This window comes from Streptomyces sp. NBC_01210, assembly GCF_036010325.1.
In the GTDB taxonomy this organism is placed as follows: Bacteria; Actinomycetota; Actinomycetes; order Streptomycetales; family Streptomycetaceae; genus Streptomyces.
Genome location: NZ_CP108549.1, coordinates 2,614,127 through 2,635,096, shown reverse-complemented (window position 1 = coordinate 2,635,096; position 20,970 = coordinate 2,614,127). Strand labels below are relative to the sequence as shown.

Genomic DNA, 20,970 nt, shown 5'->3' with positions numbered 1-20,970 from the left:
GATTGAGGGGGCTGCGTGGATGCACCCCGCGCAGGAGACAGCAGCGTGCTTTGCCGCCAGGATGGCACCTCGGCTGACCGGTGCCGGTACTGGACATCGCCTTGTCAGCGTCGGCAGATGAGAATTCCGCCCAGGCAGGTAATCTCGAATGCTCCGTGCCGGGTGATGTGATCGACAAGGATGGCGCGGGACCGCTCGATGGTCGCCTCAAAGGGCACATCGTGCTGGTCCGCCCACGCCTGGTACGAGCCCATGTGTGCGACCACCGGCTCCGGATCGCGAACCGTGATAATGCCGGGCAGCTTGATCTTCTCGACGAGGCCGAACTCCTCGCCCAGGAAGGCCGGAGCCTTCTCCAGGGAGAAGCGGGCGCTGAGCGAGATGCGGGCCGGGCCGCGTCCGGTGCCGAGTACGTCGCCGGCGGCTCGCACCCACAGCTCGTCCAGCTCGGCCTTGTCCCGGTCGGAGTTGGTGGAGACGATGACCAGTCCGTTGTGGGTCACGACTCGGGAGAGCTCGGCGACCGCCTGGGCGATGTCCGGGGTGTGGTAGAGCATGTGCAGCGCCAGGGCGGCGTCGACGCTCGCCGTCGCCAGCGGGAGCCGGGCCACGTCCGCCACGGCGACCGGACCAGGGACATCCGCCAGGATGCCGGGAGCGATGTCGAGGCCAAGCAGGTTCAAGTCGGGCCGGTCCTGGCGCAACCGCTTGATGAACTTGCCGTTCCCGCAGCCAGCATCGACCACACACCCGCGTACCGCGCTCAGCTGCTCGGTGACGAGGCCGGGCAGGTCGTAGCGGGGCGTCTGCCATTGGTAGAGCGACTGGCGGGCGGCGAGGTCGCGGTCGCCGTTGTAGGCGCTCCCGGCCAGGCGGCCGCGGTCGGTCACGGCGGCGTCGTGGGCGGCGGAGAGGTCGGTCACGTCGGCAGCTCCGGAGGACGGGCGGCGGGAGAGGCCGCGAGGACGGCCGTGTGCTGAAGGCGTTCGCGCAGTTGGTTCGCCTGCGCCGCTCCACCGTACTGCGGACCGCCCAACTCCCGGCCGAGATCAACAAGCCTCCGTACGATGCTCGCCGACACGCGTTCCGGCGGTGCCTCGAGTACGAAGCCGAGCATCGCCTCGGCGCCGTCGATGTCCGTCAGGAGCAGGTGGCCGCGAGCGAGGTCGACATGGGCGGCGAACAGATCGCCGACCGACTGGTCGTCGTGCTCGGCACTGCGGTAGAGCCGGACTGCCGTGTCCGCACTGGCGATGGCTTGTTGGACGTGGTCGCGCCCACCGATCGCGAGGTGGGTCGTGCCGGCGTACGCGTGCTGCTTGGCGGCCGGGAAGGCGAAGATCCCGGGTACGTCGTCGTGCCCGGCCATCGTCTCGCGGGAGCGCTCGGCATCCACCAGGGCGGCTGCCGCTCCCGCGCTGTCGCCCGCAATCGCGAGCGCCCGTGCCTCCAGGCTCGCCAGCCGGGCCCCAATGCTGCCCCCCGCCCGATGGTGACGTCCGGCCTGGGCCAGCCGCGCCGCCTGCTCGTACCGCCCCGTCCAGTAGGCGATCAGCGACTCCACGGCCCGCACCCAGGCCAGTAGCCCCTCGTGCCCGGCCGCCTCGGCGCACGCACGAGCCGTTCGGGCATGCGTCGCTGCGGAGTCGTAGTGGCCCAGATCGAGGCAGACATGCGCGGACAGTCCGCACAGCCGCGACGCCGAGACGTACAAGTCACGGGCCTGACGGGGTCGTTGACGTCCCCGCAGAAGACCGAACACTCCATCTCGCAGCTGTCTGATCTCGACGTAGAGCTCAAGCAAAGGGTGGCTCACATACGAACGCGCGAGCCGTGCGACGTCGGCTTCCAACTGCTCGACGACGAACTCGTCGGCATTGCGCTGGGCGATGAACCTGGCGAAGTCGGCCGACAGCAACGCGTCCGCCAACACCGAACCAGCCACGGAGCGCGGGGCCGACTTCTGACCCGCTAGGTCTGCCGATCCCTCCCGAGGATCTGCATCACCACGGAGCTGCTTGCTGAGAGCGACAGCGCGGTCGAGCACAGCGACATCAACGTCGAATACCCTCGCCAGATACTTCCGCGTGTACGGGACCGGGATGCGCACCTCACGCTCGTAACGCCCGATCTCCTTACCGGTCTTGGCGGCACGACCGTCCAGGGCGTTGTACTCGTCGGCGACCCGCTGCTGGGTCCAGCCACGCCCAGTGCGCAGCCGAACGAGCAAGGCACCGATACCCGTGTCGCCCATCCCATCTCCCCGGAGCATGTGGACTCTGGCCCCCATAGTGGCCCCCGGCATGGACGCCACGCTGGCTCCCGACCCGAACGAGCTACAGCGGTTGGCTGGTGGACATGTCCACCAGAACGCGCAATGAGCCGAAGACGACCCAGCCTGACGACGCCCCAGGCGGCGTCGAGAACCGCACGATGCTCTTCGCCAGGCGCAGGCCCACCGCACGCAACGCCCGTGAGTTCGTCGCCGAGACCCTTTCCCAGTGGGATCTCACCGAACGCCTCGACGACGTCCGGCTGTGCGTGTCCGAGCTGGTGACCAACGCTCTGCGACACGGGGCGCCCGCTGGCCACCTGATCCTCGTCCGCCTCGAACTCCACGACGCGCAGCTGCTCGTCGAGGTGCACGACAGCGGCGGCGGCACCCCCAGGCAGCGTGAGGCGCCGGAATCCAGCGAAGAGGGCCGCGGGCTGTTTCTCGTGTCCGCCATCGCCGACGACTGGGGAGTCACAACCCGCCAAGGCCCCGGCAAACGAGTCTGGGCGTCCTTTCAGCGCAAGGCAGTGACCACATGCTGACTCCCGCGCGCACGGGACAGACCGACCTGTCCCCCGGCCTGATCGCCTGCCTGGCCACCGCGACCTGGCTGGACACCGACCCGACCGGCGCCACCCTGTGCTGCTTGCTATTGGTGCCGCAGCCCTCGCGCAGCCCGTACGAGACACCGACGGTCATCGAGCAGCGCATGCGCACCATCGCGACCGCGCTCGGCCTCGGGCCAGCCACGGCGCCCCCACCTGACATCGGACCGCGGCTGCGCCCGATCAGCCCGACCGACGTCGCCCTGCGCCTCGGCGGCACCCCGTACCGCAAGCGCATACCCGCAGGCCGGCCCTGGACGCTGCTCCTTCGCCAACGGACCCCGGTCGCCCTCGTCCTGGGCATCGACGCACTCTCCCGCGCTGCCCTCCCTGCCGAGATCGACGCCTACCTCGACCGCGCCACGCTCCAGCAGCGGCTGCTCTTCGGTCACACCCGCAGCGAATGAACCGCCGTCCAAAACGAGGGGATCTCCCGTGACCGTGCACCCCGTCTCGCCGAACACCGTGCTCGCCAACGCGCTCGACCACGTCGAGGACGTCCTCACCGCTCGCATCCTGGCCACACCTCCCGAGCGGATCGTCCTGCTCGTCGGCACGCAGATCAACGGCGCCCCGCACATCGGAACCTCGCTCGTCCAGTCTTTGACCTTCGCCATGGCCGCCCGCCTCCAGGCCCGCTTCGGCCTGCCCGCCGAAGTCCTCTTCAGCGCCCTGGACAATGCCCCGTACGAGCTGACCACCGACCCAGTGACCGGTCACCGCTACCAACGCGCCTACGCCCAGGCCCTCGGCACGCAGGCCCTCACCGATCTCGTCGCCGCCCTGTACGAACCGTTGTTCACCGCGCTGTCACGGCGTCTGGGCATCCCGTACCGCGTCGAGACCTACAGCCAGCAGCAGGCCGGCGAGCAATTCCGCCGCACCTGGTTACGATTCCTGCCCCGTATCGACGCGGCCAGGTGGTGGCTCGCACCCTCCACCGGCATCCCGCACGTCCGCGTCCCCTGCCCCTACTTCGGATGCGGCTGGGCAGAAAAGCACGCCGAGCGCACCCAGATCCAACTCGTCCATCCCGAGACCGCAACGGTCACCGCCGTCTGCCTCCATCACGGCCCCTACGAGACGACAGTTACCCTCACCAACGGCGCCTACCTCGACCTGGCCACCCTGTACCGCAACCTCGTCAAGGAACTCGCTCTGACCGGCCCGCAGGGCACGCTTCACGTCATGGTCAAGGGCGGCGACTGGATTTTCGGCTCGCACCTCGTCGACGAAGCCCTTCAGTCTGTCGGCTTCACCCGCAGCCAGCTCCCCGCCCGCCTGTTCTGCCCGCAGATCGTCACGGACACCGGCGCGAAGCTGTCCAAGTCCCTGATACGCGAGGGCCGCGCGCCCTTGCCGGACGGTGCCGCCGACTGGATGCTCGACACCCGGCAGTGGCCTGGCTCGTTGCCCGAATACGCCGACCAACTCCTCGCCCTGACCGAGACCCTGCTCTCCGACCCCCGCCACTTCTTCCGCTCGTACTCAGCCGCCGAGATCGGCCGCATGATGACGACACCAGTACCCAGGAGCGTTCCCGCCCCATGACCGACACCACCGCCCGCGTCCACGAACTCAACCTCTACCGCAAGTACTTCGACCTCGTGGCCGCGGGCACCAAGACCATCGAGGTGCGGGTGAAGTACCCGCACCTCGAAGACCTCACCACCGGCGACATCATCCGCTTCCGCATCAAGGGCACCGACGAGACCTGCGACGTCCGTGTCCTGCGCGTCACCGAGTACAAGACCTTCGAGGCGCTCCTGCTCGGCGAAGGACCAGCCAAGGTCAACCCCAACGCCACCCGCGACGAACAGCTCGCCAACATCCGCACGATTTACGGCCCCGAGAAGGAAGCCCTCGGGGCCCTCGCCATCGAGATCGAACGCACTGCTCCGTAGGAGGGGCCAGGAACAGGGGCTCTCCCCGGGCTCGTCAGGAGCGGGTACGGGCTAGGGTCGCGCCGTGCTGCCCCTCCACTTCGAGAGTGTTCATGCGAACGGTGTGAACCTCTACCACTACCTTCCTGGCGAGCAGCCAGCCTTGACCCGCCACTGGCCCGGACTGTTCCAGGATTGGCCAGAAGGGCCGACGCCGTTCACCGAGTATGCCGTGAACAACAACAACATGGAGGAGGTCGCCATCTATGTGGGCCTGACCTGGCGGCTCACCGAGGGGCTGGCCCGCTACGCGATCCCCACCTACTACCGCGACGACGCCGAGCGGCATCTGGAGCAAGAGCCTGTCCTTGTCGACTGGGAGTATGAAGTCGACGCCGAGGAGCTGAAGGTCGCATCACGCAACAAGGGGTTCGTTCCTGGCCGTTCCACTCACGGCTTCCGTCCAGGACTGGCCTCCTGGTGCCCGGGGAACGCCGAGCGCGCAGGCCTGTTCCACTTGGCCACTCCACGAGACCTCGTCCGCATGCTGCACGCTGTGCTCCTCGACGCGTCATCCGAGATCACCGTTTTCGCCGTCGAACCCGGGCCGGATCGGCACGCAGCTCTGGTCAGCGCCTTGCGCGGCCCGAACAGACCAAGCCTGTCCGACGTCATCACGAGGACGGACGTATTCGTCGACCTGACCATCGGTTCGGACATCGATTGCTTCGACTCAATCATGGTCGCTTCGCACGCCGACCTGCGGTCGCGCATTGACACCCTGGCCGCCGACTACGGACACAGAATCACCGCCTATGAAAACCGAGCGGCCGGCCTCCCCAACACCGGCGCCTTCTTGCATGCGATGCCCGCCCTCTCCGGGATCACACTTGACGGCAGCTGAGCCCAGAAGCTCAGCAGACGGACCGAGCAGTCCGCACACAGCCCGGATCAAGATCGTCGCACTCGTCGCCAGCACTCGGGAAAAGGCTAGGTCAGCGACCTGCAGAGAGATCCCCGCAGGTCACCGACCCGGTCAATCGCTAGATGATCCATTCCAAGGGGTTCAGCGGTCGTCCGTGGGCAGGAACGCGAGCGCCTCTTGGATGTTGTGCTCGGCGATGCCCCTCATGAAGTCGCGGTCGGGGAAGTCGCCGTCGAGGAGCCGCAGTGGTCCGGCGACGAGAGACAGGCGCATGGCCAGCGTGTAGAACGCAAGCCGCTGCTCGTCGAGGTCACTCTGATCGAGCCATCGGTAGTGCTCGCCGAAGCGCAGTCGCAGGAACGCGTGCTCCCACTCGACATCGAAGAACATCAGCCCCTCGATGTCGATGAGGACCGGCTGCCCGTGCCGGTCCACCAGCACGTGGTCCGGCCCGAGCTCACCATGGATGAGCCCATACTGCGAGCGTGGGCGCACAGCCGCAGCCAATGTGCGAACTACAGTCTCCAGCTGCTCGCGGGAACGTGTGATCCGCGTGCCGCGAGAGGCGGCTTCGGTGAGGTCGTCGAGCGCGCGGTCCAGGACGACCTGCTCACACGAGCTGCCCTCGGAGGCGCCACCTTTGTCGATCAGGGCGACTTTCCCGAAGCGTGGACCCTGATGCCGCTGCAGCGCACCGAGTGCCTCGGCGAGACGCTCCATGGTCGTACCCACGCTGCGCGGGTCTTGGCGGAGCAGTGCTTCCAGGTTGTCGCCGGGCACGTCCTCGACCACGGCGACGTCCGCCGAGTAGTGGCTCCTGCTTCGGTCGGCCAGGCGGATCCGGGGCGTGCGGATGCCGAGGGTGTCGAGATGCCGGTGGGCGGCCTCGAAGAGCTCGATGCCGGAGGCGGGCGAGAACGGGTCCGCGTGGTTGTCGGCCTCGTCGGCCTGCGCGGTGGGCCAGTAGTTCTCGGCACCGTCCCAGATGTAGACGATTGCGGTGGAGTCATCGTCGAAGAAGAGGCGGTACACGCCCTTCTTGCTTCCACCCCGGAGTCGCGATGCGCCCACGAGGCGATGCTCGGCGCCCAGAGCCGCCCGTGCGAGGCCTTCCAGGTCATCCCGTGTGACAACCCTGCGTACCGCGTCCACGACCTGCCTCCCCATGTATGCCTGTGTGGCTTGTCGCCGACCTGCTTGCCGAACCTGGTGCGTGACCAAGTCGACGAGGGCCGCTACCCCTGGAACGGGGTAGCGGCCCTCGCTGCCGTTTCTGACGACACGTCAGGTACTTGCCCCGGCCGGTGCACCCTCGGTGCACAAGAGCCTGAAAAACAGCTGTGACCCGGGGAAACCCGCTGAGCAGCGTTTCCCCAGGTCACAGCACATCTCCGAGCCCTAGCCCAAGGTCACCCGACCCCAGCCTTTAGATGTCGTAGTACAGCTCGAACTCGTGCGGGTGCGGCCGCAGCTGGATCGGCGCGATCTCGTTCGTGCGCTTGTAGTCGATCCACGTCTCGATCAGGTCCGACGTGAAGACCCCACCGGCCTGCAGGTAGTCGTTGTCCGCCTCCAGCGCCTCGAGCACCGCCGGGAGCGAGGTCGGGACCTGCGGGACGCCCGCGTGCTCGTCCGGGGCCAGCTCGTAGAGGTCCTTGTCGATCGGCTCCGCCGGCTCGATCTTGTTCTTCACGCCGTCGAGGCCCGCGAGCAGCAGGGCCGAGAACGCCAGGTACGGGTTCGACGACGGGTCCGGGGCGCGGAACTCGACGCGCTTGGCCTTCGGGTTCGAGCCCGTGATCGGGATACGCATCGCCGCCGAGCGGTTACGCTGCGAGTAGACCAGGTTGACCGGGGCCTCGAAGCCGGGGACCAGGCGGTGGTACGAGTTCACCGTCGGGTTCGTGAACGCCAGCAGCGACGGCGCGTGCTTCAGGATGCCGCCGATGTAGTAGCGGGCGGTGTCCGACAGGCCCGCGTACCCCTGCTCGTCGTAGAACAGCGGGACGCCGCCCTGCCACAGGGACTGGTGGACGTGCATGCCCGAGCCGTTGTCGCCGAAGATCGGCTTCGGCATGAAGGTCGCGGTCTTGCCGTTGCGCCACGCGACGTTCTTCACGATGTACTTGAAGAGCATCAGGTCGTCGGCCGCGGCGAGCAGCGTGTTGAACTTGTAGTTGATCTCGGCCTGGCCGGCGGTGCCCACCTCGTGGTGCTGGCGCTCGACCTGGAGGCCGGACGCCTCCAGCTCCAGGGAGATCTCTGCGCGCAGGTCGGCGAAGTGGTCGACCGGCGGGGCCGGGAAGTAGCCGCCCTTGTAGCGGACCTTGTAGCCGCGGTTGTCCTCGATCGCACCGGTGTTCCAGGCGCCTGCCTCGGAGTCGATGTGGTAGAAGGCCTCGTTCGCCTTGGTCTCGAAGCGGACGTTGTCGAAGACGTAGAACTCGGCCTCGGGACCGAAGTACGCGGTGTCCGCGATGCCGGTGGAGGCGAGGTACGCCTCGGCCTTCTTGGCGATGTTGCGCGGGTCGCGGCTGTACTGCTCGCCCGTGATCGGGTCGTGGATGAAGAAGTTGATGTTGACCGTCTTGTCGCGCCGGAAGGGGTCGACACGGGCGGTCGACAGGTCCGCGCGGAGCGCCATGTCGGACTCGTGGATGGCCTGGAAGCCGCGGATCGACGAGCCGTCGAAGGCCAGCTCCTCGGCCGGGTCGAACGCCTTTGCCGGGATGGTGAAGTGCTGCATCACACCAGGCAGGTCGCAGAACCGGACATCGACGAACTTTACGTCTTCGTCGGCGATGAACTTCTTCGCGTCGTCGGCGTTCTGGAACATCCAACTCCTCCTACTCCCGACCCGGGAGGGGCGGGGTTGTAGCTCGGTCGTGCGGCCAGTGCGGTGGCACACGCTGGACCCGACCATAGGTAGACGGGATTTCTCAAGCATGACCCATTTGTTTCGCCGAAGTTAACCGGACCGGGGTCGGGGTCGCGTCAAGGCCCCGACCGCAGGTGGGTGAAACCTTGCGCAGTACCGTGTACGGGTGGACAACAGGCAAGCAATCGGATCGTGGCTCTCCGGGCCCCGCGCGGCGGCCGAGGACATGGGCGCCGACTTCGGTCACCGGGGCGAGCGGCTCGGCCTGCCGGAGGCGGGCCCCGGCTCCATCGCCCCCCTCGGGAGGCGGTTCGGCGCCGTCTTCATCGACTGGGGGCTCTGTCTCCTGATCGCATACGGGCTGTTCGCCAACGGTGACCGACAGGCCGTCGGAAACTGGGGGCTCGGCATCTTCCTCGTACTCAGCGTGCTGACCGTCGGCACGGTCGGCTTCACCCCCGGCAAGCGGATCCTCGGTCTGCGCGTTGTCGCCGAAGGCGGCGGGCGGCTGGGGATCGTGCGGGTTCTCGTACGGAGCCTGCTGCTCTGCATCGCGATTCCGGCGCTCATCTGGGACCGTGACGGGCGCGGGCTGCACGACCGCCTCGCCCGCGCTGTACAGGTGCGGATCTAGCGGCAGAAGCGAGTAAAGAAGGCAGACGGACCAAGGTGAACCGGGCGGCCGGGCTGTGGCAGTCGTTCTTGATAATGCGTGCGCCGTCCTGGTGGCTTCCGCCCTGCACCTGAAGGCATCCGCTGGCGTTGGGAACATGTGGTACGTCCCGTCCCCGAAGGGTGGGCTTACCCGACCCTTCTAGGCGCTAGATCAGTGGGCGAACAGGCGCCGGGCGGCTGCCGTGGGCCACCCGTAGGCCCCGCTGCGGCCACTGGTACAGCCGAGACGTCACCGAGATATCCCCGCGCAGGTCCACGGACACCTGATAGACCACCCTCCCGTCAGGCCAGTCCTGCCGAGCCTCCCCCACTGCGTACCGCCACGTCCCGTGTGACCACACCCTCAGCGCCGGACGGTCGCCCTTCGGTCACACCGTTACCTTCGGCTCCGGCCCGTTCTGGGGGCGCCACGGGCGCGCTTCCGTCGGCTCAGGGATCGTCTCGTCGCTCACACTCCGAGCGGTAGGCACAGACCTCCGCGTTGCTGCGCCCGGGCAGCCGCGGGGAGCCCCACGCGGGCCCCGCCCTCCTTGCGAGATCCTGTTGGTGAATCCGGGACTGCACTCTGTTCCACTGGCCATCGCGTGGAACAGAGCGCAGGCAGAACGAGGAAGGGGTTACAAGGGGCGGACCATTTCCGCTTGCGGCCCCTTCTGCCCCTGGGTGACCTCGAACTCCACCCGCTGGTTCTCTTCCAAGCTTCTGTAGCCGTTGGTCTGGATGGCTGAGAAGTGCACGAACACGTCCGCGCCGCCATCGTCCTGGCTGATGTAGCCATACCCCTTGTCGGAGTTGAACCACTTCACAGTGCCTGTTGCCATCGGTCCCTGTCCTTCATTCGGTGCCACGGCGCGATCTTGACGCCCCGGCCGCAGTCCGATCGAGCAGACTTCGGCACTTGATCATTTCCTTCCGCCGCGGCGAAATCCGCGATCCTCCCTGTACCTCACCCGTGGGGATGAACCCGCCGCGTCACGGTTCTCCCCCGAGGTGAGATGCGGTCGGCCAGCAGGTAGGCATCGCCAACGGCTGGTCGTCACCAGCCGGCACCTGGCAATGGAGGACGCGACATGGCGACGACAGAGCGCCGACGGATGGCAGCCGACACGATCAGTGAAGCTGAGCAGGTTCGTGACGAACTGACAGCGGCCCTCAAGGCTGCGGGCAACGTCCTCCCTTAGCTCCGGATCGATCCGGTGTCCTGTGTCGGCAAGGCACCGGCTCTCATTGAGCTGAGTCGCTGCAACTTGGAGACCGCCCGACTGCGGACGCGGCGCACCGCGTCTTCTGGGAATGGGTCTGGAAGCTCCAAGATCTCGGAATCTTCGTCGCCGTTGTGGACGAAGACATCGACAACACCACTGAAGACGGCGAAGCGCGCATGCGCGAGAAGGCGAACGAGGCGTTCCAGGAGCTTGCCCGTATCCGGAAGCGCACTCAGGGCGGCATACAGGAGAAGGCGGAGATGGGTGGCTTCCCTGGTGGGCAGGCCCGCTACGGATACCGGATCGCGTCCTTGGACCAGAAGATTGCCGAGAGGGACGACACGATTGATCTCATGATGGCGGTCGCTGCGAAGAAGGTGACAAGACAAGGTCTCACGGGTGCTGCGGCCGAGGAGGCTGTAGAGAAAAAGCTCAAGCCTCTCTACGAGGAGCTTGAGCAGCTTCGACGCGAGCGTGCCGAGATTGAGGTCTGGCAGTCGGAGGCAACAAAGGCTGATCAGCGTGTGAAGGATCTTCAAGCACTGGCTCAGACAGCCTCTGAGCGTCTGGAGTCCTTCACGAAGGAGCAGCAAGCGGAGTGGATTGCTCTGCTCGACATCGAAGTGAAGGTTCTAGAAACCCCGCCCCCGATGCATCGCGGCTTGGCCTGCCCCATCGGTGAGTGGTTCAGGGCAAACCGGCGGCAGGTACCGACCCTCTGTGACTGCGCCTGGGAGCAGGTTGTTGAGCTGGAGGGGTTCCCGAACGGTGGGGTTGCGCCTCGCCAGCGGGGCGGGCTCGCCCCCAGGACGGTCCTGGAGGCGTTCCTCAAGAAGGCCCGCACCGGCGTTGCCTGGCCGGAGTTGGACGCTGAGAACGGTTCGACGGGCCTGATTGGCCACTGGAAGCGTTGGAGTGCGTCAGGTCGGTGGGAGCGCGTCATGGAGGCCATGAAGGGCTGTGACGGGGCGCCTGTAGCGCCCCGTCACCCGCTTCCCGAATTGGAGATGACAGGAAAGGTGAGGCCGGGGGTCATCCTCGCGGTGGGCGGGACTGTCCGCGAGCACCACGCCCAGGAATTGGCCCCTTAGGAAGCGGCATATTGCTCATCAGGTCGCCCATCGCCCGCAGCCGGTCGTTGGCCGCCGTGACCTGCGGTCCGCTGAGCACCCGCGGCAGCTTCAGCATCGTGGTGCGCACCTTCTTCAGCGGCACCTGACCCTCGCCGTCGCCGACGATGATGTCGTGCACCGGTACGTCCACGACGATGCGCGCCATCTTCTTCTTCTCGGCCGCCAGCAGTGTCTTCAACCGGTTCGGGTTGCCTTCCCCCACCAGTACGATGCCGGCCTTGCCGACCGCCCGGTGCACCACGTCCTGGCTGCGGTTCATCGCCACCGCCGGGGTCGTGCTCCAGCCGCGTCCCACGTTCTGCAGCACCGCTGCCGCCGCGCCCGGCTGGCCCTCCATCTGCCCGAAGGCCGCTCGCTCGGCGCGGCGTCCGAAGACGATCGCCATCGCGAGGAAGGCCAGCAGGAAGCCAAGGATGCCCAGATAGATGGGGTGATCGATCAAGAAGCCGATCGCGAGGAAGACACCGAAGGTGACAATTCCCACAGCCGCGACGACAAGACCGACCTTGGAGTCGGCCTTCCGGGTCATCTTGTACGTCAGAGCGATCTGCTTCAGTCGCCCAGTGTTCGCAGCAGCGTCAGTGCTGTCTGAGTTTGCCTTCCTCGCCATGTCTGGAAGTTTACGTGGCCTAGGAAGTGCGGTCGGCCACGGCCTCCAGTACGTGCTGCGCCTCGACCCTGTCCTTGGCTCGGCGCCGGTCTTCGAGGACCGCCGTCCATGCGTTCCGGCGGGCGGTGCGCTGTCCGCTGCCCAGGAGCAGCGACTCCATGGCGCGCAGAGCATCGGTGACGGACGGAATGGCGGTGGCGAGTACGGGGCGTACCGGCGCGGCCTGCATGGTTGAGGTCCCCCTAAGGGAGCGTCGACGACGAGTGGGAGCGGTGCGCAGTGCAGTGCGGGGCGGTGCGGTGGTGCGTGCGGTGCGGTGCTCTTTGAGAGCTGTGCGTAGACCCAATGTCACCGATTGGTGTTACCAGTGCATGACCGAGCGGTCAAACACCGATGAAACCTTTATGCGCCGCCCGCAAACGTTGACGCGGCCCGTACGCCGCCCCGACCTGCGGGGAGGGTGCGAGCCGCGTCAAACCGGCCATTACTCATCGGTAATTACTTGTGCCTGAATTCACACAGTCTGCGGGGTGGTCGCGGCACCCCGTCGCTCCATCGCCTGCTGGTACAGCCGGCCCGCGCGGTACGAGGAACGGACCAGCGGTCCCGACATCACACCGGAGAAGCCGATCTCCTCGGCCTCCTCCTTCAGCTCCACGAACTCGTGCGGCTTCACCCAGCGCTCGACCGGGTGGTGGCGTACCGAAGGACGCAGATACTGCGTGATCGTGATCAGCTCGCAGCCCGCGTCGTACAGGTGCTGCAGCGCCTCGCTGACCTCTTCGCGCTCCTCGCCCATGCCCAGGATGAGGTTCGACTTGGTGACCAGGCCCGCCTCGCGGGCGCGCGTGATGACCTCGAGCGAGCGCTCGTAACGGAAACCGGGGCGGATCCGCTTGAAGATCCGCGGCACGGTCTCGACGTTGTGCGCGAGCACCTCGGGACGCGAGGAGAAGACCTCGGCCAGCTGCTCGGGCACCGCGTTGAAGTCGGGGATGAGGAGCTCGACCTTGGTACGGCCCGCCTCGCGCTCCGACGTCATCGTGTGGATCTGGCGCACCGTCTCCGCGTACAGCCAGGCGCCGCCGTCCTCCAGGTCGTCGCGCGCGACGCCGGTGATGGTGGCGTAGTTCAGGTCCATCGTGACGACCGACTCGCCCACGCGACGCGGCTCGTCCAGATCGAGCGCGGCAGGCTTACCGGTGTCGATCTGGCAGAAGTCACAGCGCCGGGTGCACTGGTCGCCGCCGATGAGGAAGGTCGCCTCGCGGTCCTCCCAGCACTCGTAGATATTCGGACAGCCGGCCTCCTGGCACACCGTGTGCAGACCCTCGCTCTTCACGAGCTTCTGCATCTGGGTGTACTCGGGGCCCATCTTCGCCCGGGTCTTGATCCACTCGGGCTTGCGCTCGATGGGGGTCTGGCTGTTCCGGACCTCAAGGCGCAGCATCTTGCGTCCGTCGGGTGCGACTGCGGACACGTCCGGCTCCCTACGACTTCGATTCTTCGGCGGACACCAGGGTACGCCCGTTATTTGTGTGGCCTTACGTCTGGCCAACCCTTGGCCAGAGGGCCGCATTCCCTAGACGGCGGCCTCGACGGCCCGCGGCCGCAGTTCGGCGTTCTCCAGGACGTCCCGCAGATGCTTCTCGATGACCGGGAGCACCTCGCCGATGGTGATCTCGCGGCCCAGTTCGTACGAGAGCGAAGTCACACCCGCGTCCCGGATGCCGCAGGGCACGATCCGGTCGAACCAGGTGTTGTCCGGGTTCACATTGATCGCGAAGCCGTGCATCGAGACGCCCTTGGCGATACGGATGCCGATCGCGGCGAGTTTGCGGTCCTCGCGGCGCTGGCCGGCGTTGGAGGGAGCGTACTCCGGGCCGTTCAGCCGTGGGTCGAACTCCTCGTCCTGCAGCCGCGGGTCGAAGTCGAGCGAAAGTCCGCCGATCGCCGGACGCTGTTCGACCGGGTCGCCGAGCACCCACACACCGCTGCGGCCCTCGACCCGGCTGGTCTCCAGGCCGAACTCCGCGCAGGTGAGGATCAGCGCGTCCTCGAGCCGGCGCACATGCGCGATGACGTCCACCGGGCGCGGCAGCTTCAGGATCGGGTAGCCGACCAGCTGGCCGGGGCCGTGCCAGGTGATCTTGCCGCCGCGGTCGACGTCGACGACGGGAGTGCCGTCCAGGGGGCGTTCGCTGTCTGCCGTGCGCCGGCCCGCCGTATAGACGGGCGGGTGCTCAAGGAGCAGGCAGGTGTCCTCGATCTCGTCGGCGAAGCGGGCGGCGTGGACCTCGCGCTGCTTCTGCCACGCCTCCTGGTACTCGACGGCTTGCTCGCCGAACCCCAGTTGGACGAACCGCAGCTCACTCACGGCTGTGCCTCCCTAGAACCTTCACCCTGCACTCATCGCGCCCTTGCCACTGTACGGCGGCTCCGGAAAAGGCGGCCGGGCAGGTGCTGGGCAGGTGCCGGGCGGGTGCCGGGGCAATTCCGGGTCACGCGGCGCCCGTCAGCGACGTCCCCAATCCTCACACGATCGGATGAATGTGGGGCGAAGCTCGCGGTTCGAGCGGTAGGGGCAGCTAAATTCGCGCCGTTCCATGAGGGCTGCTCCCGGCCCGGAAGGCAGGAGACCGCACAGCTGATGACGGAACGACCCTCGCAGCGCATCCCCAACCGACAGCTCGCCGCGCTCATCGCAGAAGCCGGATTCTCCAACGCAGGCCTTGCCCGCCGAGTGGACCAGCTCGGCCTCGAGCACGGCCTGGATCTGCGCTACGACAAGACCTCCGTGACCCGCTGGCTGCGCGGCCAGCAGCCGCGCGGCACGACCCCCGCCCTGATCGCCGAGGTGTTCACACGGCGGCTCGGCCGCCGGCTCTCGGCGCAGGACCTCGGTCTGGACGCCTGTGCGCCCGTCTACGCCGGTCTGGAGTTCGCCGCCACGCCCGAGGAGGCCGTGGACATCGTGAGCGGGCTGTGGCGCAAGGACTCCGGCAGCCATGCGGAGCTGCGCAAGATCGCCTTCACTCCGGCCGGGCTCGTGGTGCCCAGCAGGGACTGGCTGATCGGGCGGGCCGACGAGCGGGTGAGCCGGGCGGACGCGGTCCAGAACGGGACCGCCCGTATCCCGGCCCAGGGTCGGGCCGCCCTCCCGCGCCAGCGTGGCACGGACCGGGGTCCCGGCCAGAGGGTCACCGGCGGCGACATCGCGGCACTGCGCTCGGTCGGCGAGCTGTTCCGCACCCTCGACCACGCCTACGGAGGCGGGCACGCCAGGCAGGCGCTGGTGCGCTATCTCGAGCACGAGGCCGAGCCGATGCTGCGCGGCACCTACGGGGAGGTGACCGGGCGGCGGCTGTTCGCCGCGGCGGCCGATCTGACCCGGCTGGCCGGCTGGACCTCGTACGACATCGCGGCCCACGGCCTCGCCCAGCGTTACTTCGTCCAGGCACTGCGGCTCTCCCAGGCGGCGGGCGACCGGGCGTACGGCGCGTATGTGCTGGTGACCATGAGCCGGCAGGCGGTCTATCTGGGGCATGGACGTGAGGCGGTGCAGCTGACGCGCGTCGCCCAGCAAGGGGTCGGCTCGTCGGCCCCGCCCGTGGTGCAGGCGATGCTGCATTCCGTCGAGGCGCGCGGGCACGGCGTGCTGGGTGAGGTACGGGCGTGCACGGCCTCGCTCGTTCGGGCCGAGCGGGCGCTCGAGACGGCGCGGCCCGGCGACGATGTGCCGCACTGGGCGCGCTTCTTCGACGAGGCGCAGCTCGCCGACGAGTTCGGGCACTGCCACCGGGATCTCCAGCAGTACCGGCCGGCGGTGCAGCACGCGGAGCGCTCGCTCCAGCTGCGCGCCCCGGCGTACGCGCGCAGCCGCCTCTTCTGCCGGGTGGTGCTGGCCTCCGCCCGGCTCGGACTGGGCGAGCTCGACCAGGCATGCGCGCTGGGGGCGGAGGCGGCCCTGCAGGTGTCGGAGATGCGGTCGGCGCGGGCGGTGGAGTACGTACGCGAGTTCGAGCGGCGGCTGGAGCCGTACCGGGACGCGGCGGCGGTACGGAACTATCGCGACCGGGTGGCCGCGCTGGGCTGAACCCGGGGCCCGGGTGGAACTCTGACCCGGACCCCGGACCTGACTCCGGGACGCCCGGAGTCACGGATCCCGGGACCCCTGACTCCGGGACCTCAATCGCCCTAGGCCACCGCCGAGAGTGCGACCGTTTCGTACCCGGGCTGCTGGAGGCCGAAGTCGCGCAGGATCGCGTCCGCGGCCCGGCGGCCCGAGAAGAGCGCGCCCTGGACCGTACTCGTGTCGCGGTGGTCGCCGCAGACATAGAGGCCGGACAGCAGCCGCACCGGACGGCGCAGATCGTGCGGCGGGGGCATCGCGGGCACCGCCTCCGGGTCGTGGTGGACGGCGAGCAGCTCCCAGTCGTCCGTGGGTGTGCCGTACAGCGTGGCGAGGTGGGTACGGACGCTGCGGTCCAGATCCGGCGGAGGGGACCCGAGCACGGTCGACGAGATCAGTACGCGGCCGTTCGGAGCGCGCGAGGGATCGACCTCGCTCATCACCGCCGTGTGCGAGACGGGGCCGTCGCGGTCCGCGTCCAGCAGGAGCGCCGGGTCCGTCAGCGGCGGCGCGGACGCCGTGTGGTGAAGGACCGTCACGGGGTGGAAGGGCGGTACGCGCAGGCCCGGCAGGAGCTCCGCGGCCGCGCGGGCACCGGTGGCCAGCACCAGGGCGCGGCAGCCGATGTCGCCGTACTCCTTGGTCGTGACCTGGGTGATCGAGGCGTCGGTGACCCGCACCCCGGTGTGTACGGTGCCGGACGGCAGCGAGGCAGCCAGCTGCTCGGGCAGCGCCGCCGCACCGCCCGCAGGGACGCACAGCCGGCCGCGCGCGAAGCCGCGCAGCGCCAGATCGGCGCACCGGCTCGAGGTGGCCAGGGCCGGGTCGCAGAGCAGCGCCGACAGCAGCGGGCGCAGGAAGCCGTGGACCGTACGCGCCGGAACGCCGCGGGCGCAGAGCGAGCCCGCGGTGGGCCGCTCGGGACGGGTGAGGAGCCGCTCCACCGGAGTGGCGGCGAGGCGGGCGAGAGAAGCGCCGAGCCGGGCCTGGTCGAGCGGCCGGGGGGCGCTCGCGAGGGCGCGTGCCACGGTAAATGCGCCCCGTGCGCTCCCCGCTTCACCGGTCCGCCGGACCGCTTCACCGGTCCGCTGGAGCCGTCCTTGGCTGTGCACGAGTACACCGGGCGAGAAGGGCCGCAGGACGACATCACCGAGCCCTGCCGTGCGACGCAGCTCCGGATACGAGGTGTTGAGCAACTGGCCTATGCGGTCGAGCCGGAAACCGTCGATCTGCTGGGTGGCCATCCGGCCGCCCACATGAGGGGCGGCCTCCAGAACGCTGACCGAGACGCCTGCGCTGGTCAGTTGATGAGCCGCCGAGAGACCGGCGATCCCGGCCCCGACGATGACGACATCCGCATGGTGAGCGCTGCTGAGCACGTGCCCCTCCCCGAGGTCGGCGCGGCTGGTGGGAGGCTCATGCCCCCAACAGGCCCCGGGAATACCCGAGTGCGGACCGAGACTAGGGAGCCGTCGCCGTACCGCCAGTCGCGCATGCCGTGGAGCACCGGAGCGCGGGGGCGCACACGGCACCCGGCCGTCCGCCGGGCGGCGGGACTTCTCAGACGCGCCCTATCGCAGAGCCGCGCCGACCGCCTCGTCGACGCCCGGAAAGGCGAACGAGAAGCCCGACTCCAGCAGTCGGGCCGGCAGCACCCGCTGGCTGCACAGAATGTCCCCGGCCAGCTCGCCCAGCGCGATCCTCAGCGCGGGCGCCGGGACCGCGAACACCGTCGGACGGTGCAGCGCCCGGCCCATCGCCGCGGTTACCTCGCGATTGGTGACCGGGTCCGGCGCCGTGAGGTTCACCGGCCCCGACAGCGACTCCGTGTCGAGGATGTGCCGCAGCGCCGCGACCTCGTCGTGCAGGGCGATGAAGCTCCAGTACTGCCGGCCGTTGCCCAGGCGCCCGCCGAGGCCCGCCTTGAAGAGCGGGAACATCCGGCCCCACGCACCGCCCTTGCGGGCCACCACAAGTCCGGTGCGCGCGAAGGCGGTCCGCACGCCCGCCTCCTCGGCCGGGGCCGCCGCCTCCTCCCACTCCACGCACATCTTCGCCAGGAATCCGTCCCCGGGCGGCGCACCCTCGTCCACCGCACGCTCCCCGGTGTCGCCGTAGTAGCCGATGGCGCTCCCGCAGACCAGCACCCGCGGCGGTACGTCGAGGCCGGCGACGGCCTCCGCGATCGCCGCCGTGCCGAGCACCCGGCTGTCCCGGATCTCCTTGCGGTACGCATCCGTCCAGCGGCGCGCACCGACCCCGGCGCCGGCGAGATTCACCACGCCCTCGCAGCCGACCAGTCCGGCCACGTCGACGTACTGCCGGTGCGGGTCCCACTCCACCTCGTCGCCGGCCCGCGCGGGCCGCCGCACCAGGCGCACCACCTCGTGCCCGTCGGTGCGCAGCGAGCGCACGAGTGCCGTACCGATGAGTCCGGTGGAACCGGTGACCGCGATCCGCATGACCCCCATCCTGCCCCCGCGCGGCCCCGTGGCACAGTGACGACCATGCCCCGGTCGCACATACGCCCCGCACGTCACACCGACGAAGCAGCGCTCGGTGCGCTCGACCGGGACACCTGGTCGCCGCTGCACGCCGTGCAGCCGAGGCCGAAGCCGCCGTACGACCCCTTTTTCGACGCGAACCACCGGCCCGAGGACTTCCTGGTCGCCGAGGACATCTCCGAGGACATCGCCGAGGACGGTGACGGCACGATCACCGGCTTCATCCGGCTGATCCCGCCCACCCCACTCGCCTGCAACCAGCATGTGCGGCAGGTCCAGGGCCTCGCCGTGGCCGACCGGGCGCGCGGCCGCGGGATCGCACGAGCGCTGCTGCGGGCGTCGTTCGACGAGGCGCGCCGCCAGGGCGCGGTCCGGATGACGCTGCGGGTGCTCGGACACAACACGCCGGCCCGCACGCTGTACGAGTCGGAGGGCTTCGCGGTCGAGGGCGTACTGCCGGGGGAGTTCTGTCTGGACGGGCGGTACGTCGACGACGTGATGATGGGCCGCAGCCTCACCGTCCGAGAACCGGTCTCGTGAGAGCCGGTCTCATGAGGAACGTTCTCGTGAGGACCGTTCTCACAAGTTTCCGAAGCGCTCCCAGAGCCTGGGGAAACGTTGCGCCAGAGCCGCGTCGTCGTCGAAGTCGAACGGCGTGCCCAGCGGCTCGGCGGTCTGCGGCGGGATTCCCAGATCCGGTGCCACCACGCCGGTGAGCTGCTCGTACGCCTCGTCCGCCGCGTACCCCAGCTCCTCGCCGTCCCCGTCGATGTCCTCGTCGAACTCGTCCAGCAGCTCGGCGAGCGAGTCCGGGTCGTGCAGCGCGCCCTCGAAGATCTCCCGGCCCTGCCCGATCAGCCAGCAGCGGAAGTAGTCGAAGGCGTCGTCGCTGGCACCGCCGAGCAGCACGGCGGCCGCACCCCACAGATCCCAGTGGTACGCGCGGTTGTAGCGGGCCTCGAAGTGCCGGGCGAAGTCCAGCACGGAGTCGGGGTCGAGCTGCAGCAGCCGCTCGACCATCAGATCGGCATGATCCTCGGGGTCACCCTCGGCAGCCTCGCGGGTGCTGTCGATGATCTCCCAGAACTCCGTCTCGTCCATCACGGGACAAGCATCGTGGTTGGCGGGGGGCGGCGCACGCGGAGCCGCCGAAATGCTGACTCTTTTGAATGGCGGACAGAGGATGTCGGGTATCCGTGCGACGGTCGGCGTATGACGACGGACACACCACCGGCAGGGAAACCACTGGCAGGGAAGATCGCACTGGTCGCGGGCGCGACCCGTGGCGCGGGCCGCGCCATCGCGGTACAGCTGGGCGCCGCAGGCGCGACCGTGTATGTGACGGGACGGACCACCCGAGCGCAGGTCAGCGAGGTCGGCCGGGCGACCGAGACCATCGAGGAGACGGCGGAACTGGTCACGGCGGCGGACGGCGAGGCCATCGCCGTACCGACGGACCATCTGGAGCCGGAGCAGGTGCGGGCGCTGGTCGGGCGGATCGAGAGGGACCACAGCCGGCTCGACATCCTGGTCAACGACATCTGGGGCGGCAATCACCTGCTCGACTTCAACACGAAGATGTGGGACGTCGACCTGGACCGCGGGCTGCGGATGCTCGAACTCGGCGCGAAGAGCCACATCATCACCAGCAGCATCGCGCTTCCCCTGCTGGTGCGGCAGCCCGGCGGCCTGGTCATCGAGGTCACGGACGGCACGGCCGAGACGAACAAGGGCTTCCGCGAGAACTTCTACTACGACCTCGCCAAGAACGCCCCGATCCGGATGGCCTTCATTCTGGGCGAGGAGCTGAAGAGCGTGGGCTGCACGGCGGTGGCGGTCACCCCGGGCTTCATCCGTTCCGAGGAGATGCTCGACATCTTCGGCCTCACCCAAGAGACCTGGCGCGACGGGATCGAGAAGCAGCCGCACTGGGCGCTCTCCGAGTCGCCGGTCTATCTCGGCCGGGGAGTCGCGGCGCTCGCCGCCGACCCGGAGCGGGCCCGCTGGAACGGACAGTCGCTCTCCAGCGGAGCGCTGGCCAAGGAGTACGGCTTCACGGACACGGACGGCAGTAGGCCGGACGTCTGGGCCTTCATGCTCCAGGAGGCGGCGGGGGCGGATCCCTCCTTGGCTGATTACAGGTAG

General features: G+C 68.7%; 22 protein-coding genes. 10 read left to right on the top strand and 12 right to left on the bottom strand.

The window, feature by feature from the left end:
- Window positions 1-104 precede the first annotated feature (104 nt).
- Both OG735_RS12000 and OG735_RS11995 read right to left on the bottom strand, forming a co-directional pair.
- Window positions 105-923 (bottom strand): class I SAM-dependent methyltransferase, encoded by an 819-nt coding sequence (locus tag OG735_RS12000; RefSeq protein ID WP_327323142.1) that lies wholly within the window; start codon window positions 921-923, stop codon window positions 105-107.
- Window positions 920-2,254 (bottom strand): helix-turn-helix domain-containing protein, encoded by a 1,335-nt coding sequence (locus OG735_RS11995; RefSeq protein ID WP_327323141.1) that lies wholly within the window; start codon window positions 2,252-2,254, stop codon window positions 920-922. The genes OG735_RS12000 and OG735_RS11995 overlap by 4 nt, the downstream gene beginning before the upstream one ends.
- Before the next feature lie 104 nt (window positions 2,255-2,358).
- On the opposite strand from OG735_RS11995, the gene OG735_RS11990 reads away from it, so the two are divergent.
- From OG735_RS11990 to OG735_RS11970, 5 genes are all read left to right on the top strand, one after another.
- Window positions 2,359-2,817, top strand: a complete 459-nt coding sequence (locus OG735_RS11990) for an ATP-binding protein (RefSeq protein ID WP_327323140.1) — start codon at window positions 2,359-2,361, stop codon at window positions 2,815-2,817.
- Window positions 2,811-3,287: a hypothetical protein gene (locus OG735_RS11985; protein WP_327323139.1), complete on the top strand. Its 477-nt coding sequence runs from the start codon at window positions 2,811-2,813 to the stop codon at window positions 3,285-3,287. Before OG735_RS11990 ends, OG735_RS11985 begins: the two co-directional genes overlap by 7 nt.
- Window positions 3,288-3,315: 28 nt before the next feature.
- A complete protein-coding gene (locus OG735_RS11980; protein ID WP_327323138.1) occupies window positions 3,316-4,431 on the top strand; it encodes a hypothetical protein in 1,116 nt (371 codons plus the stop codon).
- Window positions 4,428-4,784, top strand: coding sequence for an ASCH domain-containing protein (locus OG735_RS11975; protein ID WP_327323137.1), 357 nt, complete (start codon window positions 4,428-4,430; stop codon window positions 4,782-4,784). The genes OG735_RS11980 and OG735_RS11975 overlap by 4 nt, the downstream gene beginning before the upstream one ends.
- Window positions 4,785-4,848: 64 nt before the next feature.
- Window positions 4,849-5,667: a hypothetical protein gene (locus OG735_RS11970; protein WP_327323136.1), complete on the top strand. Its 819-nt coding sequence runs from the start codon at window positions 4,849-4,851 to the stop codon at window positions 5,665-5,667.
- 162 nt (window positions 5,668-5,829) lie between these two features.
- Here the strand turns inward: OG735_RS11970 and OG735_RS11965 are convergent, their stop codons facing one another.
- A complete protein-coding gene (locus tag OG735_RS11965) occupies window positions 5,830-6,855 on the bottom strand; it encodes a phosphotransferase family protein (RefSeq protein WP_327323135.1) in 1,026 nt (341 codons plus the stop codon).
- 259 nt (window positions 6,856-7,114) lie between these two features.
- Window positions 7,115-8,524 (bottom strand): type I glutamate--ammonia ligase, encoded by a 1,410-nt coding sequence (gene glnA, locus OG735_RS11960; protein WP_327323134.1) that lies wholly within the window; start codon window positions 8,522-8,524, stop codon window positions 7,115-7,117.
- Window positions 8,525-8,732: 208 nt separating this feature from the next.
- On the opposite strand from glnA, the gene OG735_RS11955 reads away from it, so the two are divergent.
- A complete protein-coding gene (locus tag OG735_RS11955; protein WP_327323133.1) occupies window positions 8,733-9,200 on the top strand; it encodes an RDD family protein in 468 nt (155 codons plus the stop codon).
- Between the two features lie 658 nt (window positions 9,201-9,858).
- Here the strand turns inward: OG735_RS11955 and OG735_RS11950 are convergent.
- Window positions 9,859-10,062: a cold-shock protein gene (locus tag OG735_RS11950; protein ID WP_327323132.1), complete on the bottom strand. Its 204-nt coding sequence runs from the start codon at window positions 10,060-10,062 to the stop codon at window positions 9,859-9,861.
- A 515-nt stretch (window positions 10,063-10,577) separates the two neighbouring features.
- Between OG735_RS11950 and OG735_RS11945 the strand changes: the two genes are divergently transcribed.
- Complete coding sequence (locus tag OG735_RS11945; protein ID WP_327323131.1) at window positions 10,578-11,537, top strand: hypothetical protein; 960 nt, start codon at window positions 10,578-10,580, stop codon at window positions 11,535-11,537.
- On the opposite strand, the gene OG735_RS11940 is transcribed toward OG735_RS11945, so the two are convergent.
- The 4 genes from OG735_RS11940 to lipB all read right to left on the bottom strand — a co-directional run bounded on the left by OG735_RS11940 (window position 11,479) and on the right by lipB (window position 14,566).
- Window positions 11,479-12,189 (bottom strand): DUF4191 domain-containing protein, encoded by a 711-nt coding sequence (locus OG735_RS11940; protein WP_327323130.1) that lies wholly within the window; start codon window positions 12,187-12,189, stop codon window positions 11,479-11,481. The two genes, OG735_RS11945 and OG735_RS11940, sit on opposite strands and share 59 nt — an antisense overlap.
- Window positions 12,190-12,208: 19 nt before the next feature.
- A complete protein-coding gene (locus OG735_RS11935) occupies window positions 12,209-12,418 on the bottom strand; it encodes an SCO2195 family GlnR-regulated protein (protein ID WP_327323129.1) in 210 nt (69 codons plus the stop codon).
- A 285-nt stretch (window positions 12,419-12,703) separates the two neighbouring features.
- Window positions 12,704-13,669 (bottom strand): lipoyl synthase, encoded by a 966-nt coding sequence (gene lipA, locus OG735_RS11930; RefSeq protein ID WP_327323128.1) that lies wholly within the window; start codon window positions 13,667-13,669, stop codon window positions 12,704-12,706.
- 102 nt (window positions 13,670-13,771) lie between these two features.
- The gene (gene lipB / locus OG735_RS11925; RefSeq protein ID WP_327323127.1) at window positions 13,772-14,566 is read right to left on the bottom strand and encodes a lipoyl(octanoyl) transferase LipB; all 795 of its coding nucleotides are present in this window, start codon (window positions 14,564-14,566) and stop codon (window positions 13,772-13,774) included.
- A 273-nt stretch (window positions 14,567-14,839) separates the two neighbouring features.
- Here lipB and OG735_RS11920 point away from each other — a divergent pair, with 273 nt between their 5' ends.
- Window positions 14,840-16,285 carry a regulator gene (locus OG735_RS11920; protein ID WP_327323126.1) on the top strand — a complete coding sequence of 482 codons (1,446 nt, stop codon included), beginning with the start codon at window positions 14,840-14,842 and terminating at the stop codon, window positions 16,283-16,285.
- A gap of 101 nt (window positions 16,286-16,386) precedes the next feature.
- Here OG735_RS11920 and OG735_RS11915 read toward each other — a convergent pair whose 3' ends face one another.
- Together OG735_RS11915 and OG735_RS11910 are read right to left on the bottom strand one after the other, a co-directional pair.
- Complete coding sequence (locus OG735_RS11915) at window positions 16,387-17,700, bottom strand: NAD(P)/FAD-dependent oxidoreductase (RefSeq protein WP_327323125.1); 1,314 nt, start codon at window positions 17,698-17,700, stop codon at window positions 16,387-16,389.
- A gap of 192 nt (window positions 17,701-17,892) precedes the next feature.
- Window positions 17,893-18,792, bottom strand: a complete 900-nt coding sequence (locus OG735_RS11910; RefSeq protein WP_327323124.1) for a TIGR01777 family oxidoreductase — start codon at window positions 18,790-18,792, stop codon at window positions 17,893-17,895.
- 36 nt (window positions 18,793-18,828) lie between these two features.
- On the opposite strand from OG735_RS11910, the gene OG735_RS11905 reads away from it, so the two are divergent.
- On the top strand, window positions 18,829-19,365 hold the full coding sequence (locus OG735_RS11905) for a GNAT family N-acetyltransferase (protein ID WP_327323123.1): 537 nt from the start codon (window positions 18,829-18,831) through the stop codon (window positions 19,363-19,365).
- Window positions 19,366-19,404: 39 nt separating this feature from the next.
- Here OG735_RS11905 and OG735_RS11900 read toward each other — a convergent pair whose 3' ends face one another.
- Window positions 19,405-19,926, bottom strand: coding sequence for a DUF4240 domain-containing protein (locus OG735_RS11900; RefSeq protein ID WP_327328285.1), 522 nt, complete (start codon window positions 19,924-19,926; stop codon window positions 19,405-19,407).
- A gap of 111 nt (window positions 19,927-20,037) precedes the next feature.
- Between OG735_RS11900 and OG735_RS11895 the strand changes: the two genes are divergently transcribed.
- Window positions 20,038-20,970 carry an SDR family oxidoreductase gene (locus OG735_RS11895; protein WP_327323122.1) on the top strand — a complete coding sequence of 311 codons (933 nt, stop codon included), beginning with the start codon at window positions 20,038-20,040 and terminating at the stop codon, window positions 20,968-20,970.